Annotated in this window: 12 protein-coding genes and 2 pseudogenes; 10 read left to right on the top strand and 4 right to left on the bottom strand. The window is 68.9% G+C overall.

Annotated features, from left to right (window positions below; genetic code table 11):
- Positions 1-231 precede the first annotated feature (231 nt).
- The 4 genes from ACQCO7_RS13410 to ACQCO7_RS13395 all read left to right on the top strand — a co-directional run bounded on the left by ACQCO7_RS13410 (position 232) and on the right by ACQCO7_RS13395 (position 6,486).
- The gene (locus tag ACQCO7_RS13410; RefSeq protein WP_464072047.1) at positions 232-1,671 is read left to right on the top strand and encodes a gamma-aminobutyraldehyde dehydrogenase; all 1,440 of its coding nucleotides are present in this window, start codon (positions 232-234) and stop codon (positions 1,669-1,671) included.
- A gap of 891 nt (positions 1,672-2,562) precedes the next feature.
- Positions 2,563-4,821 (top strand): RNA polymerase sigma factor, encoded by a 2,259-nt coding sequence (locus ACQCO7_RS13405; RefSeq protein WP_464072046.1) that lies wholly within the window; start codon positions 2,563-2,565, stop codon positions 4,819-4,821.
- Between the two features lie 167 nt (positions 4,822-4,988).
- Entirely contained in the window at positions 4,989-5,954 is a 966-nt protein-coding gene (locus ACQCO7_RS13400; RefSeq protein ID WP_464072045.1) for a hypothetical protein, read from the top strand.
- 343 nt (positions 5,955-6,297) lie between these two features.
- Positions 6,298-6,486: a helix-turn-helix domain-containing protein gene (locus ACQCO7_RS13395; protein ID WP_464072044.1), complete on the top strand. Its 189-nt coding sequence runs from the start codon at positions 6,298-6,300 to the stop codon at positions 6,484-6,486.
- A gap of 265 nt (positions 6,487-6,751) precedes the next feature.
- On the opposite strand, the gene ACQCO7_RS13390 is transcribed toward ACQCO7_RS13395, so the two are convergent.
- The 4 genes and pseudogenes from ACQCO7_RS13390 to ACQCO7_RS13375 form a co-directional block, all read right to left on the bottom strand.
- Positions 6,752-7,081, bottom strand: a complete 330-nt coding sequence (locus tag ACQCO7_RS13390; protein WP_464072043.1) for a hypothetical protein — start codon at positions 7,079-7,081, stop codon at positions 6,752-6,754.
- Between the two features lie 470 nt (positions 7,082-7,551).
- Positions 7,552-7,994, bottom strand: a pseudogene (locus tag ACQCO7_RS13385) (RHS repeat domain-containing protein); the annotation flags it as partial.
- 59 nt (positions 7,995-8,053) lie between these two features.
- Complete coding sequence (locus ACQCO7_RS13380) at positions 8,054-8,830, bottom strand: hypothetical protein (protein ID WP_464072042.1); 777 nt, start codon at positions 8,828-8,830, stop codon at positions 8,054-8,056.
- 13 nt (positions 8,831-8,843) lie between these two features.
- Positions 8,844-10,970 (bottom strand): annotated as a pseudogene (locus ACQCO7_RS13375) (RHS repeat-associated core domain-containing protein); the annotation flags it as partial.
- Positions 10,971-11,656: 686 nt separating this feature from the next.
- On the opposite strand from ACQCO7_RS13375, the gene ACQCO7_RS13370 reads away from it, so the two are divergent.
- The 6 genes from ACQCO7_RS13370 (at position 11,657) to ACQCO7_RS13345 (ending at position 16,836) form a co-directional block, all read left to right on the top strand.
- A complete protein-coding gene (locus tag ACQCO7_RS13370; RefSeq protein ID WP_464072041.1) occupies positions 11,657-12,157 on the top strand; it encodes a VOC family protein in 501 nt (166 codons plus the stop codon).
- Positions 12,158-12,302: 145 nt separating this feature from the next.
- Positions 12,303-12,620 carry a hypothetical protein gene (locus ACQCO7_RS13365; protein ID WP_464072040.1) on the top strand — a complete coding sequence of 106 codons (318 nt, stop codon included), beginning with the start codon at positions 12,303-12,305 and terminating at the stop codon, positions 12,618-12,620.
- The gene (locus ACQCO7_RS13360) at positions 12,617-13,291 is read left to right on the top strand and encodes a YeeE/YedE family protein (protein ID WP_464072039.1); all 675 of its coding nucleotides are present in this window, start codon (positions 12,617-12,619) and stop codon (positions 13,289-13,291) included. Before ACQCO7_RS13365 ends, ACQCO7_RS13360 begins: the two co-directional genes overlap by 4 nt.
- A complete protein-coding gene (locus ACQCO7_RS13355; RefSeq protein WP_464072038.1) occupies positions 13,291-13,710 on the top strand; it encodes a YeeE/YedE thiosulfate transporter family protein in 420 nt (139 codons plus the stop codon). Before ACQCO7_RS13360 ends, ACQCO7_RS13355 begins: the two co-directional genes overlap by 1 nt.
- 449 nt (positions 13,711-14,159) lie before the next feature.
- Positions 14,160-15,722, top strand: coding sequence for an FG-GAP-like repeat-containing protein (locus ACQCO7_RS13350; RefSeq protein ID WP_464072037.1), 1,563 nt, complete (start codon positions 14,160-14,162; stop codon positions 15,720-15,722).
- 205 nt (positions 15,723-15,927) lie between these two features.
- A complete protein-coding gene (locus ACQCO7_RS13345) occupies positions 15,928-16,836 on the top strand; it encodes a DUF6807 domain-containing protein (protein ID WP_464072036.1) in 909 nt (302 codons plus the stop codon).
- Positions 16,837-16,839: the final 3 nt, after the last annotated feature.

Below are 16,839 nucleotides of genomic sequence, written 5' to 3'. Positions count from 1 at the left end.
CTGCGGCGGCTTCCGCGCACCCCGGTACCCGGCACCGAGTCGGTGCCCGATCGGAGTCGGGGCACGTGGGAATTCACGGCACTGGCACCTGGTCCATGTCGGCACCGTGCTGGTGCTGCTGCTGTCCTCATCCCTGTCCACGTGGCCCAGCGGCTGCCGTCCGACATCACCCTCGACAACCGGACCCGAAACAACACGCGAGGAACCACCTATGTGCCAACTGGAGACCCAGTGACCACCGTTCTGCGCACGCTGCGAAACTACATCGGCGGCGAGTCCCTGGACGCCGCCGACGGGCGGACCATCGAGATCGTCAACCCGGTGACCGGCGAGTCCTACGCGACCTCGCCGCTGTCCGGCAGGGCGGACGTCGACGCCGCCATGGCCGCGGCTGCGGCCGCGTTCCCGGCGTGGCGCGACACCACCCCGGCCGAGCGACAGCGCCTGCTGCTGAAGATCGCGGACGCTTTCGAGGCGAGGACCGGGGAACTCGTCGCCGTCGAGTCCGAGAACACCGGCAAGCCCCTGGGGCTGACGGCGAGCGAAGAGGTGCCACCGATGGTGGACCAGATCCGCTTTTTCGCCGGCGCCGCGCGCCTGCTGGAGGGCCGATCGGCCGGTGAGTACATGGACGGCATGACCTCCATCGTCAGGCGTGAGCCCGTCGGGGTCTGCGCGCAGGTCGCACCGTGGAACTACCCGATGCTGATGGCGGTCTGGAAGTTCGCCCCGGCGCTCGCCGCGGGCAACACCGTGGTCCTGAAGCCGTCGGACACCACCCCGGCCTCCACCCTGCTGATGGCCGCGATCATCGGGTCGATCCTTCCCAAGGGCGTTTTCAACGTCGTCTGCGGTGACCGCGACACCGGCAGCCTGATGGTTGAACACCCCACACCGGCGATGGTCTCCATCACCGGCTCCGTACGAGCCGGCAGGCAAGTCGCCGAGTCCGCGGCCAGGGACGTCAAGCGCGTCCACCTGGAGCTGGGCGGCAAGGCGCCGGTCGTCGTATTCGCCGACGCCGACATCGCCCAGGCCGTCGAGTGCATCTCGGTGGCCGGCTTCTTCAACGCCGGTCAGGACTGCACGGCCGCGACCCGCGTCCTCGTACAGGAGTCGGTCCACGACAAGTTCGTGACGGCGCTGGCGAGGGCCGCCACCGGCACAAAGACCGGCCGACCCGACGACCCGGACGTTCTGTACGGACCGCTCAACAACGCAGGCCAGCTCACGCAGGTATCCGGCTTCATCGAGCGTCTGCCCGCCCACGCCAAGGTCGAGGCAGGCGGCCACCGCGTCGGCGACAAGGGCTACTTCTACGCCCCCACCGTCGTCTCCGGCCTCAAGCAGGACGACGAGATCATCCAGAACGAGGTGTTCGGCCCGGTCATCACCGTCCAGCCCTTCCGCGACGAGGCACAGGCCCTGGAATACGCCAACGGCGTCGACTACGCCCTGGCCTCGTCGGTGTGGACCAAGGACCACGCACGCGCGATGCGCATGTCCAAGAAGCTGGACTTCGGCTGCGTGTGGATCAACACCCACATCCCACTGGTCGCCGAGATGCCCCACGGCGGCTTCAAACAATCCGGCTACGGCAAGGATCTGTCCGCGTACGGCTTCGAGGACTACACCCGTATCAAGCACGTCATGACGTCACTGGACGCGTGACGCTCGCGCCGACGCCAGTGCCAGTGGGATCGCCCCGCAGGGGCCCCGACATCCGCCCGAAGTGAGGAAGGGATCCGCTGCGGAGGAGTTCGAGAACCCCTCTGAACTGGAGCAGTATCCGGGGAGTCGGGTTCTCCTCGTCCATCCTGGACGCGTTCGGGACGCAAGGATAGAAGCAGACCGATCTCCAGCCAGATCTGGTTCGAGGAGAAGTCGTGCAGGGGGAGGTTGCGCAGGCCGGTGGCACGGGCGTTGCGGATGCGGTTCTCGCAGCGGGCGCGCTGACGGTGGCTCAGTTTGAGGCCGGCATCGCCCCGGGGATGTTGGTAGCAACAGGCGAAACGCATACGCTTGGCTGCAGCGGCACCCCATCGAAGCGGCCGAGCTGGACGCGGACTGATTCCGGTCCTGTAGCTCGGGCTCTGTGTATACGCGTTGCTCGGTGAAAGTGCTCCCAGAGGCTCCGCCCTGGCGCCCTGGGGTGGTGCCTTCGCGCGGTGGAAGGGGAATCCGCTGCGGGCGAGTTCGAGGCGCACTTCTGAGCTGGGGCGATCGTCTCGGAATCCGGTTGGGCTTGTCCTCCAGGACGCGTTCTGGACGCAGGTTGGACACAAGGATCGGAAAGACTGAGAGCGTTGTGGTGAACCGCGCTGCTGATCGATGACCTGTGCGTTTCTCCATTCGGTGGTTCTGCCGGGCAGTCAGCTGACGCATGGTGTTTCGTCTACTGGTTGGTTTGCTCGGTGTTGGGTCGCCGCCGCCCGCGGGTAGTGCGCGGTCCGGCGAAACAATGTGGCCGGAAGTGTTACCCGGCCGCCGCGCAGCCGTCACCTATACATCGAGGCGGACCGGGCGCGCGCGGGCGCCCGGCCGGTGAGCGAAGGAGTGCGGATGCGGGTTGCAGAGCGGGACGGGCGTGCAGATCAGGACTTGGTGGTGGCGGCGCAGGGCGGGGACCGCCAAGCCCTGGACGAGTTGATGGCCGCGTATCTGCCGCTGGTCTACAACATCGTCGGGCGGGCGCTGGACGGACACGTCGATGTGGACGACGTGGTCCAGGAGGCGCTGATGCGCGCGGTGGACCGGATCGGGGATTTGCGCGACCCTACGGCGTTCCGAGCCTGGGTGGTGGCGATCGCGGTGCGCCAGGTGCGCGACCGGTGGCGGCGCCACCAGACGCAGCCCTCGGCGGCGCACGGCTGGGGCTTCGAGCTCGCGCCGGACGCGGCCGATCCCGGCGCGGACTTCGTGGACCTGACGATCCTTCAACTGGAGCTGTCGGGCCAGAGGCGCGAGACGGCTCTGGCGACGCGCTGGCTGGAGGAGGGTGACCGCGAACTGCTCGCGCTGTGGTGGCTGGAGGCGGCGGGCGAGCTGGACCGGGCGGAGCTGGCCGGGGCGCTGGGCATCGAGCCGGGACACGCGGCGGTGCGGGTGCAGCGGCTCAAGGCCCGGCTGGACGCCGCCCGCACGGTGGTGCGGGCGCTGGACGCCGCGCCCCGGTGCGCTGAGCTCTCCCAGATAGCGACCCGGTGGGACGGGCGGGCGGCCCCGTCGTGGCGCAAGCAGTTCGCGCGGCACGTACGCGAATGCGTAGCCTGCGTCGCGTCCTGGCAGGACCTGGTGCCCGCCGAGCGGCTGCTGGCGGGCTCGGCCCTGGTACCGGTACCCGCACTGCTCGCGGCCACATGGCTGCGGCACGCCCTGCCCCCGTCCGCGCCGAGCGCGCAGGCCGCCGCGGCGAAAGGGGTCGCGAGGAGAGGCAAGGCCGCGAAGCGGTCGCGCCACGGCAGCCACGGCAGCAGATCGGGCGGGCTGGCCGCGCACGTGTCCGCGAAACTCGTCGCGGCCGCGGTAGCTGCCGCCGTAGCCGTCGGCGCGGGCGTCGTCTACGCGGCCACCAGCCACCAGCCACAGGGTTCCCCTTCCGCCACGGCGGGGGCGCCGGGCGCTGCGGGTGTCGCGGCGGCCGTGGCGAGCGCTTCGGCCTCAGCCTCGGCGAGCGCCTCAGCCTCGGTGAGCGCGTCGGCGTCGGCGAGCGCCAAGGCAGCAGCGTCGTCGGCGTCGTCTCCTGCGGCCGGTGGCGCCAGCTCGACGATACGTTTCATGGGCAAGAACACGGTGATGATCGGAAGAATATCGAACGATAAACCTTCGGTTGCCGCACCATTCGACGCTCAGTACCAATACGTCGTCAGTCCGCCCGCACCGTCGAGCAGCGTGTACACGGCGAAGTCCTGCCCGAATGGGACGAACTGGTGGGGATGCGTGTGGGGTGGGCGCGGGGGGCTCGTCCCCCATATGGAAGCCCGCGCTGCGCAGGCTACCTATAAGGGTCAACCGCATCCGCAGACGATGATGTGGTCGTGGTTTGAACTCCCCCACCTCACCCCCAATGCGACGTGGCAGGACGAGGTGAAGGCGGTCAACCGGGTCGACCTCCTCACCAGGTACCTGAACGACTACCGTTTCTTCGTCCAGAAGATCGGCACCTCGCACGACATGATCGATCTCGAAGCTGACTTTTGGGGATTCGCCCGAGGGATGGGCGATGTGAACAAGGTCCCGGCGCAGGTGACTGCGGCGGCTCCGAACGAATGCGGAAATCAGGCGAACACTGTGGCGGGTCTGGCCCGCTGCCTGATCTCAATGACCCGCAAGTACGCTCCTAACGCGACCGTCGGCCTGCACCTCACCTGCTGGGACTGGCCGGGCAACGAGAAGAAATGCGCCAGGGATTACGTGGCCCTCGGGGCAAAAAATGCGGACTTCCTGGTCGGGGAGGTTGAAGCCGCGGACGCCGGTCTCAATGCCTTGCCGGAGAATGGCGGACACAACTCATTCTGGAGCGAAAAGAAGTGGACCGCGCAGCTCGCGTATTGGAAGACGATGGCGGACGCGTCCGGCAAACCGATCGTGGTCTGGCAGATCCCGGTCGGCAACATGCGACAGAACAACACCCCGTACCACTACAAGGACGACAAGGTGGACTGGCTGTTCTCGCACATGGACCGGGTCGCGAGCGCCCATGTCGCGGCTCTGATGTTCGGCCAAGGATCGGACAAGTCGACCACGATTGAAACCGACGGCGGCAACCTGTTCCGGAAGACGATCGCCTACCGAAACTCGGGTGGCACGCCGCTCAAATAGCGTGAGAAGGCTGCTGCCTTCGCGGTCGGCACGTCGCTCAGCACGATCGGCCCGGTCCTGCGCGGCGTGATCCTGGCCGCCCGCGGGACGTCGGTGAGCTGCTGCCGTCGATGATGTCGGGTAGCCGGAGCACATTGCTGTGCCCCGGCTACTCGACCGTGGGCGATGTGAACAAGGTCCCGGCGCAGGTGACTGCTGCGGCCCCGAACGACTGCGGAAATCAGGCGAACAGTGTGGCGGGTCTGGCCCGCTGCCTGATCTCAATGACCCGCAAGTACGCTCCTCACGCGACCGTCGGTCTGCACCTCACCTGCTGGGACTGGCAGGGCAACACGCAGGCGTGCGCCAAGGATTACGCGACCCTCGGGGCGCAGAACGCCGACTTCCTGGTCGCCGACGTGTCGGACCGCGACGCTGGCTGGTACGCCGAGCCGGCGCACGGGAGCCGCGACATGTTCTGGACGGACCAGAAGGCCGCCGCCGAGCTGGGGGTCTGGAAGACGATGGCCGAGTCCGTGGGCAAGCCGGTGGTCCTGTGGCAGATCCCCGTGGGCAACATGTCGCAGAACAACACCCTCAACCACTACTCCGTGGACTCCACCGCGGTCCGTGCCCACCAGCACGCCGCGGGCGCACGCCAGACATCACCCGCCGCGGCCCCGCAAAAAAGGGGGGTGCCGCTGTCAGCGCGATCAAGGCAGGTAGATCGTTCTATCTCTGTGCCGGGATCGTTTGACCGTTGTGTCGGAGGTCGGGGGCTTGTTGATCCAGGCGGCCCCGGGGAGTTTCGGTGGTTCGGGTGCCCCGCGGACGAATCGTTCGGGGTGCTGGCGGTAGACGCTCGTGAGGACGTCGGCGCGCATCTCGCGGAGCTGGTCGGCGAGGCCGAAGTGCACGTCGAAGGGGGTATGCATGGCTATTCCGGAGTGCCGGTGGGCGACGTTGTACCAGTCAGCCGCAGCCTGCCCGTTCCCATCAACCCGCTCTGGAAGAAGGCAACTGAGCCGGATAAGCTCACGAGGCGACGTCTGGCCTATGAAAACAGCCACAGAGGCTCTGCCCCGAGCAGAGGGCGGAGCCTCTCCGTGTTGGAAGGAGAATCCGCTGCGCGCGGGTTCGATCCCCGTCCTTGAGCTGGCGCGATCGTCTCCTGTGTCTTCAGCGCGTTCCTGTCGGGCCTCATTGAGGCCGAGCTGAGGCCGCAAGGACAGGAACAGACTGACAAGGGCTGACTAGCCCCAACACAGATAACCGCATCTGAGCTGCGAAAACGTCAAGGATGAGCGTTGATCGGCAAGGACCGCCAAGATCCTCAAAGGACTCATAATCCGTCGGCCGTGGGTTCGAGTCCCACCCGCCCCACCGTGCGCTACGCGGGAAGAAACCTTCTTACCTGCGGGAACGTGGTTTTTCGAAACCTCAAGGAGCTGCGCCCCGGTTCGGCGGGACAACTGGTCCGGCTGGTACCGCGTCGCGGTGCTCCGGGCTGAGCAGGCGTACGCGGAGCATCTGAAGCGAACCGATGGAGATCACCTCAGCGACCCGCAGGCCGTCTCCTGGGACGACCTCGCCGAGTTGCGGAAGCGGCAGCACACCACACAGGTTCAGGTTGCCGCGGCCATGGGGGTTACCCGGGCTCGTGTCTCGCGTATCGAGAAGGGGTAGCTGGAGCGGAGTGAGGTCGACACCCTGGCTGCGTATGTTCAGGCGTTCGGTGGCAAGTCGAAGATCGTCGCTGACTTCGGTGATCAGACCTGTCTTCTTGGCCAGGTGAACCGCTGAGTGGCCGGGTTCCTCTGACAGTTCCCCTCACGTCGGCAACCCGGAGCCGGGCCCAGGGTGGCAGGCATGAGGGTGGTGAGGCTCTGGCCGACGACAGTGTCGTGCTGGGCGAGGAGCGCCATGCCGGCGGGGGGACTCGAGTCGGTCCCTACCCCAGTTCCGCCGCGTTCCTCTTGAGGTCTTCGGCGAACGTGTCCCAGTCGGGCCCGAAGGACAGCAGGTCCGAGGCCGCTTCTCGGAGCAGTTGCGGATCGTCCGGGCGTTGCAGGCATGCCAAGCGGTAGGCGAGATTCCGGGCCCAGGGCGGCAGGGCCATCCAGTCCTCGTCGAGGACCTCTCTGAGCATGGCGAGGATCTCGTCGGCCGTCGCGAAGGTGAGCTTCTCGACGAACTCACGGGCCGCTTCGTTGGCCTGCTGATGGTCCGCGCCGTCGATCGCCTGGCTGAGACTCCTGGCTGCGGGGGTCGGATCGGGCATCTCTCGCTTCTCCTGACGGACTCTTCCGGCGCCCCGAGGCGTCTGTGGACGGATACAGGCGCCCAGACCTTAGCCGACGCCGCCTGGGCACTTGATACGGCGCCGTGCTCGGGAACCGGGCGCTACGGGTTGAGCCAGTAGGTGGACAGTGGGTAGGCGCCGTCGGGCCGCTGGATGACCCGGTAGCCGACATCGTGCCCATCGATCCGCACCGACCTGTCGAGCGGGCCGGTGAACTCGGGGGTTCTGGCGCGTGGGACGATCCCGCCGTCTCTCATGTACGCGTACACGTCGGAGACGATCGCCTGTTCTGTCTGGTCGGGCTTGAGGTTGGTGGTGCCGTCCGGGCCGGTGTGGGCGCGGTCGTAGCCGTGACCGGTGTTGAAGTGCCACTGGTCGTCGCCCACCATGGCGGAGCGTTTGAGGTCCTGGCCCTCGCCCTTGGAGGTGTACTCACCGATGGTCGGCCCGTCACCGTTCGGGTACGGCGACAGACCGAAGGGGTCGCAGACGGTGTGCGGGTCGGTCACGTAGGCGACCGGGTTCGGCGCCGGTGAAAGTCCCAGCGGTCCGGAGACGCGTACCGGCCGGTCTCCGGGTCGTAATACCGGCCGGGGAAGCGAAGCGGGGTGTGGGCCGTGCTGGAGCGTGACCAGGCGGTGGTTCCCCGCAGGGTGGTACGGATGCGCCAGGCGATGGTGCCGGTCTCGTCGATGAGTTCGGCGGGGGTGCCGATCAGGTCGGTGGCCACGGCGAAGAAGCGCCGGTCGATCTCCTCTTGGCGGGTGTCCGGGGCGAGGATGCGTTCGGTCTGCGCGAGGGGCACCAGGCCCCGGTGCTCCCAGATGAGCGCCACTGGACGGGGCAAGTCGCTGGAAACGCTGGTCTGTTCGCAGAGAGTCAGACCGTCCCAGCGGCTGGCGGACATCACCGCGCGCGGGAGAGGTCAGGACGGGTGGGCAAGCCGGTCGTTCACGGCTTCTGGCCGGTCGGCCGGTCGGCGTAGTCCTCGACCAGGTCGCTGATGAGTGCGAGCAGGGCGTCGGCGCGGTGGCGGTCCTCTCGCTGGTTTCGCAGGGCCTCGTCGAGTGTGCGGAGGTGGGCCAGGGCGGCTGGGTTCCGGTTCTTCACCTCGTCGAGGAGGGGGGTGGTGACCAGGTCCAGGCACTCGGTGAGCAGTCGGCGGGTGGCGGTGGTGGGCGGGCCCGGGTCGGGAGCGGCGAACCCTGTGGTCAAGTACCGGGCCGGGTCGGTCAGGCTCCAGCCGACGACGGTGCCGTGCTGGACGAGGAGCGCCACGTCGGGGGCGATGCCGATGCGGGCATCGAGCGGTTCGTCGAGGACGTCGAAGTCGCGCAGGCAGGTCAGTACGGCATCTCCGGGGGCGCGGCAGAGCTCCGTGGCGACCTCCAGACGAAAGTCCCGGGCCTCGTCCGCGCGAAGGCCTCCTGGGCGGACGAGAGGCGTGGCGGGAACGCGGGCGGAGTCCTCGGCATCGGCGGATTCATAGGGCAACTGGAACCCCGCCCCGACCAGTTCCCGGCCGGCCGGGGAGAACCGGAGTTCGTCGGGGGCGTCCCACAGCCACTCCCGGCTGCCGAAAGTCTCCACGAGGAACCGCTGCCATTCCTCCACGTCCGCGTACTCCGCAATGCGCACGCATTGGCCTGGGAAGTCGAAGCGCGGGGTGCTGCGCAGTGGTTCGCCCGCCACCGTCGCGTTCCAGTCGCTGTCGAGGGTGAGTCTCATGGTGAATGCCGCCTCATCGAATCTGTACTCCAGGAGCCATGTAGCCGTTCTTGGCCGGAATCCTGCCCTCCACCACGTCTGCGTGGGTGATCGGCCCGCCGGGATCGGTGGGCAGGCCGCCGAGCGCCGTGACGCCGGAGTCGCCCCTGATGCCGGACGGGCCGTATGCCGTGATGACGTTGCCTGCCCCGGCGCCGCCACCCTCCGCCACCACGATGTCCTCCCCCTGCCGGAAGATCAACCTTCCGCTGCCCGCCGTCGAGTGGTACACCGCGTCCGGGCTCTTGAGGACCTCCAGGACCCGTTCGTCGCTGAAGCCGTGCATGGAATCCGCGTGATAGTTGCCGGCCTTCCTCATCCGGTCGCCCTGCGCTCTCGCGATGACCTCGTCCGAGGTCTGGATGGCCTTCTCCCTGGCCTGCTGGGCCTTCTCCTCCTTCGTGTACTTGGGCATGAGGCCCAGTGGGTCGCATGCGCTGTGTGGGTTGTCGACGTAGGAGAGGGGGTTGGGGGCGGGGGCGAGGCCGAGGGGGTCGGGGGAGGTGTAGCGGGCGGTTTCGGGGTCGTAGTGGCGGAAGTGGTTGTAGTGGAGGCCGGTTTCGGGGTCGTAGTACTGGCCGGGGAAGCGGAGGGGGGTGTAGGTGCTGCTGTTGCGGGACCAGGCTGTGGTGCCCCAGAGGGTGGTGCGGGTGTGCCAGGCGATGGTGCCGGTCTCGTCGATGAGTTCGGTGGGGGTGCCGATGAGGTCGGTGGTGATGGCGAAGAAGCGGCGGTCGATCTCGTCCTGGCGGTCGTCGGCCGTGAGGATGCGTTCGGTCTGGGCCAGGGGGACGACGTCGTGGTGGTCCCAGGTGAGGGCGATCGTGTTCGGGGTGTCGGGCTGGTGGCTGGTCTGTTCGCAGAGGGTGAGGCCGTCCCAGGTGAAGCGGGTCTCCTCCGCCACGTGTTCGCCGTCGGCCGTCAGGCGTTGTTTCGCGGTGCGGCGGCCGAGGGGGTCGTAGTGGTATCTCCAGTGGGTTCCGTCGGGGGTGGTGACGGAGGTGAGGCGGTTTTCCGTGTCCCACTGGTAGCGCCAGGTGTCGGGCTTGCGGGAGAGGCGGGTCTTCTGGCGCAGGGTGATCCGGCCGAGGGCGTCGTGTTCGAGACGGACGTCTCCGGCGCGGGTGAGGGTGGTGCCGGTGTAGGTGCGGGGGCCGGTGGCTTCGCCGCCGGGGTGGTGCGGGGGCCAGGAGGCGGAGGTCTGGTTGCCGGCGTCGTCGTAGGCGTACCGCTCTGTCCAGTTCTGGGCGTGGACGGCGGTGACGCGGCCCACCGGGTCGAGGTCGAAGGTGCGGGTGCCCGACAACTGGTCGGTGATCGAGGTCAGATGGCCGTCGGCGCGGTAGGTGTAGGCGCGGTGGTTGACGGTTCGGGCTCCGGCGGTGACGTGGTGTCCGGTGAGCCGTCCGGCTTCGTCCCGGGCGGAGGCCATGGTGATCGTGTCGTCGAAGACGCGGGTGAGTTCGCGGCCGGCGGTGTCGTGGGTGAAGTCGATCCGGTGGTTGCCGGTGGTGAGGCGCTGGGGGCGTCCGTCGGTGCCGTAGGTGTAGGAGGTGACGTGGCCGGTGGGGGTGGTGCGGCGGGTTCGGCGGCCCAGGGCGTCGTAGGCGTAGGAGACGGGACGGCCGTCCACCAGTTCGGTCTTGACGTTCCCTCGGCGGTCGTACTGGTAGCGGAGTTCGCTGTCCGGCCCGGCGGCTTCCAGCAGGCGTCCGGCTCTGTCGTGGACGTAGGCCGTCGTCCGGCCGTCGGCGTTCTTGCGGACGACCTGGCCGAGTGCGTCGCGTTCGAAGGAGACGGTCCCGCCGAGTGAGTCGGTGCGGGCGGTGAGCTGGCCTGCGGCGTCCGTGCGGTAGGTGAGGGTGCGGCCGTCGAAGTCGGTCTCGGAGACGACGTTGCCGGCGGCGTCGTACGTGTAGGTCCAGGCCAGTCCCTGGGGGTCGGTGACGCGGGTGAGGCGGAGTTCGGCGTCGTGCTCGAACTCGTAGCGGGCGCCGTCGGGTCGGGTGCGGGCGGACGGCAGGTCGAAGTGGGTGTACTCGAAGCGGGAGACACCGCCGGACGGGTCGGTGTGGGTGAGGCAGTTGCCCTCTGTCCATGACGGGGATGGAGGCCGGACACCACGGCCTCTCGGTGGACTTCGAGGACTTCTGCGAGCGCTGGGAGTGGGGTGTACGGGCCCTGGCGGACGCTTGGCTCGACAGGGGCGGTTCTCGTGAAGGTTCTCGAGGCGGAGCGGCAGGAGCCGTCGTCGGGGAAACCGTTGTGGCTGCGCGCGGTAGGAGTCGGAGGGTCGTTTGTGTTCACCTGAGCGCGGTGGGGATTTCTGGACCGGCGGCGACTCTGGGCGCGTGGTCACTTCCGCCGGGCCCGGCAGCGATGCGTACGAAGGCGGGTCGCCCGGCTGCGAAGAGGTGTACGACGAACGTGTTCGCCGGTGTTCGGGCGGACGCGGAACCGGCGCCGTCTCAGGGCCGAGGTCCGGGTGGGGGCCTGTGTGGCGCCCGCCCTGTGTCCGGTCCTGCGGGTCCATCGTGTTCACCTCCCTCCGTTTCCGAACTCGCTTCGCTTGCCGCTGAGTTGATCGCGCCAGGGGTGAGCTGCTGGTTTCCGCTCTCGCGGGCGGTGAGCGGCTAAGTGCAGGGAAACCTGACGCGAAGCGTCCCCTGGCCGTACGCCTCGGGGCGGCGTCCCGCGTGTGGTGGTTCCGTGAAGCGGCTCGATCATCGCTTTCTCGGCTCGATAAGGTCGATCAGCCATGTGCCAGCCCGGAGAGGGAGGGGGCCGATGTCCGTACGTCGGCTCAACCACGTCGTCCTGTTCGTCCGTGACCTCGAGTGTTCCGTCGCCTTCTACAGCCAGGTGTTCGGCTTCGCCGTCGAGCACGAGATGCCCGGCAGGGCCGCCTTCCTCAGGGCCCGGGGCAGCGACAACGACCACGATCTCGGCCTCTTCGCCCTCGGGTCCGACGCGCCCGGCCCACAGCGCGACCGCGCCGGACTGCACCATCTCGCCTGGGAGGTCGGCACGCTGGGTGAGCTCGCCGAGACGGCGGAGTTGCTCACGGCGCGTCAGGCGCTGACCGGGAGTACCGATTTCCTGGTGGCCAAGTCCCTGCACGGCGTGGACCCGGACGGCAACGAGTTCGAGGTGATGTGGCGCGTCCCGCGTGCCGACTGGCCGGCTGCGGCGGAGGGCCAGAGACCGCTCCCGCTGGATCTGCGGTCGGCGATCGACCGTTGGGGCCCCGAGCTGAGAACGGGAGCGGCTGCCGGGGCGGCCACGTAACAGCGCCTCGGGAGCCGTGAGTCGGCGATCACCGCGTGCCGGGGAACCTGGCAAACAGCCTGAAGGGTGCGAAGCGAAGGGCGTCGCGTTCGTCCGCACGCGACAGCTGTTGTCTGCCCATTTGGTTGATGGTTGGATCAACCGAGTGGGTTGCCAACATACTTCGACGTGCCCGCTCTTCCCGCACCTCAACGAGAGTCTGGCGGGCTGGCGCTCCTACTACTGCGACAGCGAGGCCAACTGGCGTGAGTGCGCGCGTTATCAGGTGGCGCTCACCGGTGAGCGGGTGCCCATCACCCTGCTGCCCAACGGACGGCACGCCCGCTATCTGGCACTGACGCCTGCGTCCGCCGATCCCGCAGGGCGCGGTCCCCGCCAGGACGAACAGCCGCCGCCGACCGCCGAAGAACCCGAACGGGGCTGGTGGGCCCGGTTGGCCGAGTGGATGAAGGGCAACGCATGACCGCCTACTGGCCCTGGTGGGCGGGTGCTGTCGGACTCGCCGTACTGACCATCGGTTACACCCTCGCCGCCGACCGGTCGTTCGGCGTGTCAGGCGCCTGGGAACGCGTGCTCCACTGGCGGCGCGAAGCCGAACTGGAGCGCGTGGAGGCGCAGTTCGCCGATGAACGGGTTCTGGCCGCCGCCCTCGCCGCGGCCACCGCCGAGCATTTCGGCGCCGTGCCCGTCGCGCCGGCGTCCACCACGCCCGAGGCCCCGGGGCCGGGTGCCGTCCCGGACATAGACGTCCCGGACAAGGACGTCCCGGACAAGGACGGACGCCGTCGAGGCGGTGGGCCGCCGCGCCCCGCCCCGCTGGTCACCCAGGCCGTACTGCTGGCCTCGGTCTTCGTGGGCGGACTGATCGCCGCCGTCACCTCCGGACGGTTCCACCTCCGCCTCGACATGGGGGCGGGCTACCGGGACGTGGTGACCGGCAACCCGGTCGTCATGGTCGTCCTGCTGTTCGTGGGAGGCGTGCTGGTCGGCTTCGGCACCCGGCTGGCCGGTGGCTGTAGTTCGGGCCACGGGCTCAACGGCTGCGGCCGGCTGAACCCCGTCAGTCTCGTCGCGACGGCCACGTTCTGCGCCACCGCCGTCGCGGTGTCGTTCCTCCTGTGGAAGGTGATCTGATGCGTACCCGGGGCGGCATCCTGCTGGCCAACCTCCTCACCGGGCTGGCTCTCGGCTTCACCGTGACCCGTATCGGGTTCGGCGACTACGCCGAGCTCAACCGCATGTTCACCTTCCAGGACCTGCGGATGTTCCTCTCCTTCGCCGGCGCCGTCGTGATCATCGCGAGCGTGTTCGCCCTGCTGCGGGTGCGCCGGGGCGCACGGCGTATCCACGCCGGTGTCGTTCCCGGCGCGGTGCTGTTCGGTATCGGCTGGGCGATCTCCGGTGGCTGCCCGGCGATCCCGATCGTCCAGGTCGCCAGCGGTTACCTGCCCGCCGTGATCACCATCGCGGGCATCGTCGTCGGGGTCAGGCTGGCCCGCTGGGCCGGTGGCCGACGCCTCGTGCGGGTCGACCGGGGCTCGTGCGAGGTGTGACCCCGTACGAGGGGGTCGGATCACGTCGGCTGCCCTGAGCGCCCCGCTCGTCCCGAGAGTCGAGCGTGGCGCGGATCACAGGGGGTGGTGTTTTTCCGGGCTCGACCTGGAGAGCGCTTCGTGTTGGTATGGCGCGGCGGATGACAATCACCGAGACCGGGGGGCCTCTCGATACGAGAGGTGGGGACTGCCTTCCTCATCGCGTACCCGAATCCGAGACCGGTGACGTACGTCCGGCTGTCAGCGACTTGTCAGCGACGAACTGGGGGATGCGATGAAGGAATACAGCAGATCACCGTGGAGACGGCGCGTGCCGGGAGCGGTCGCGGCGGAGGTTCCCGGCGATGCCGTGGGGAGCGGGTCGGCCAAGTAACCGCAGGTTCCCACCCACTTGCTCGCCTTCCGCGTGTCCGTGGGACGCGCGGCCCTGTCTCCAGGAGTCAACGTCCATGCACCTCTCCCGACGCGCCCGCCTCTCCGCGCTGGCCGCCACGCTGCTCGCGACCCCGCTCGCGCTGAGCACCCTCCCGGCCACGGCGGTGAACGGCACCCCGGCTCTCACCGGAACCGACGCCGCGGCGCAGCTGACGTACGTAGCGAAAATCAACGTCGGTGAGGAGGCCGCCTGCACCGGCAGCCTCGTCGCCCCGCAGTGGGTGCTGACCGCGGCCTCCTGCTTCGGGACGGTCGGCGCGCTCCCCGCGGGCAGCCCCGCGGTGGCCACCACCGTCACCGTGGGCCGCACCGACCTGACCCAGACCGGCGGCGGCGTCCTGCCGGCCGTCCGGCTCGTCCCGCATGCCGACCGGGACCTGGTGCTCGTCCAACTCGCCGCCAGGATCACCGATCCGGCCGTCGAGCCCGTGCCGCTGGCGACCACGCCCGCCGCCGTGGGCGAGGTGCTGACGCTGGCGGGCTTCGGGCGGACGAAGACCGAGTGGGTGCCCGACAAGCTGCACGCCGGTTCGTTCACGGTCGCCTCCACTGCGGCCACGACCGTGGATCTGGACGGCTCCGGCACCGCGACCGTCTGCCAGGGCGACGCCGGCGGTCCCGCCCTGCGCACGGTGAACGGCGTCACGGAACTCGTCGCCGTCAACTCCCGTTCCTGGCAAGGCGGTTGCCTCGGCATGGACCCCGCCGAGACCCGTACGGGCGCCGTCGACACCCGCGTCGACGACATCGGCGCCTGGGTCCAGCGGACCACCTCCCGCAACCCGGACGACGTCACGGGCGACGGCAAGGCCGACCTCCCGGCGATCAAGGAGGACGACGGCGTCCTGTGGGTCTACCCGGGGACCGGGAAATCCGGCATGAGCACGCTCGGCCCCCGCTTCCAGGCCGGCACCAGCTGGCAGAGCCAGAACGCCGTCACCGTCGGAGACCTCGACAACGACGGCATCGGCGACCTGCTGTCCCGGCAGGCGTCCGACGGGACGCTGTGGGTCTACCCCGGTACGGGGAAGCCCGGCATGGGCGCCTTCCCCGGCCGGTACCAGGTGGGGAGGAGCTGGCAGAGCCAGGACGTCTTCCGTACCGGGGACTTCAACGGTGACGGGCGTACCGATGTGCTGTCGCGGCAGGCGTCGGACGGGACGCTGTGGGTGTATCCGGGTACGGGGAAGACCGGCATGGACACCCTCGGCACCCGCTACCAGGTCGGCACCGGCTGGAAGAGCCAGGACGCCATCGTCACCGGGGACCTCAACAACGACGGGCGCACCGATGTGCTGTCGCGGCAGGCGTCCGACGGGACGCTGTGGGTGTATCCCGGTACCGGAAACTCCGGCATGAGCGCCTTCGGCACCCGGTACCAGGTGGGGAGGAGCTGGCAGAGCCAGGACGTCTTCCGTACCGGGGACTTCAACGGTGACGGGCTGACCGACGTGCTGTCGCGGCAGGCGTCCGACGGCACGCTGTGGGTGTACCCCGGTACCGGAAAGACCGGCATGGACACCCTCGGCAGCCGCAGCCAGGCCGGCACCGGCTGGGGTCCCTACCGCATCATCTGACCGGCGGAGACGGCCTTTGGCTCTCCCCCGCTCCCTTCCCGGGGGCGGGGGAGACCGCTGTGCCGTCGGTGGTACCCGAACCCCTCGCTCCCTGGGCCGCGAAGGTTCTTTCGATCATTCCCTGCACGGGGGTTGTCCTGACATTCCGTCCGCCCCTAGGGTCACGCGGGCAAGCGCTTTCTCTCTGTTCTCGGCGGGAGCACGCATGGCGATCCGGGTCAGTCACGTTCACGGGGAGTACGTCGCGGTGGAGGCCGCGAACGGGGTCGAGATCCTGCGGTACGTGTACCGGCCCGATCCGGAGGCGTACGAGGCGCGCAAACCGTACGCGCATCCGCTGCGGACCCTGGGCGGACGGCTGGTGAGCGGGTACCGGCCCAGCGATCACCGGTGGCACAAGGGCCTCCAGATGACGGCGAGCCACCTCTCGGAGCAGAACTTCTGGGGCGGGCACAGCTATGTGCACGGCGAGGGGTACCTCGACCTGCCCGACATCATCGGCTCGATGCGGCACGACAAGTTCACCGACTTCGCGGTCGACGATCAACAGCTCGCGTTCACCGAGGAGTTGACCTGGGTCGAGAACGGCGGCGCCGAATGGGCCCGGGAAACCAGGGGAGTTCGCGTCCACTCCGTCGACGAGGCCGCCGGAGCCTGGGCGTTGGACTGGTCGATCCGGCTCACCAACCTCAGGGACGTACCCCTCGCCTTCGGCTCGCCGACCACCGCCGGACGTGAACTCGCCGGGTACACGGGGCTGCACTGGCGCGGACCCCGCGACTTCACGGGCGGCGCCGCGTTCGCCCCGGAGGGGGACGGCGCCGAGAAGCTGATGGGGACGAACGGCCGGTGGCTGGCGTACAGCGGTGAACACGACGACGTGGACGGCCACTCGACGCTCGTCTTCGAGCACGGGCCGGACAACGGTGCCACGCACCACTGGTTCGTACGCGCCGAGCCCATCCCGACGGTCTCGTTCTCCTGGGCGTTCTTCGAGGAGTTCGAGCTGCCGCCGGGGGAGTCGTTCGCGTACCGCTACCGGGTGGTGTTCGCGGACGGTGCCTGGGACCGAGAACGCGTCGCCGGCCATCTCGCGGGACTCACCTGGACCTGAGGC

This window comes from Streptomyces saintjeani, assembly GCF_055409605.1.
Note: the sequence above shows the minus strand (reverse complement) of the source record. Positions and strands in the feature narration are given on the sequence as shown.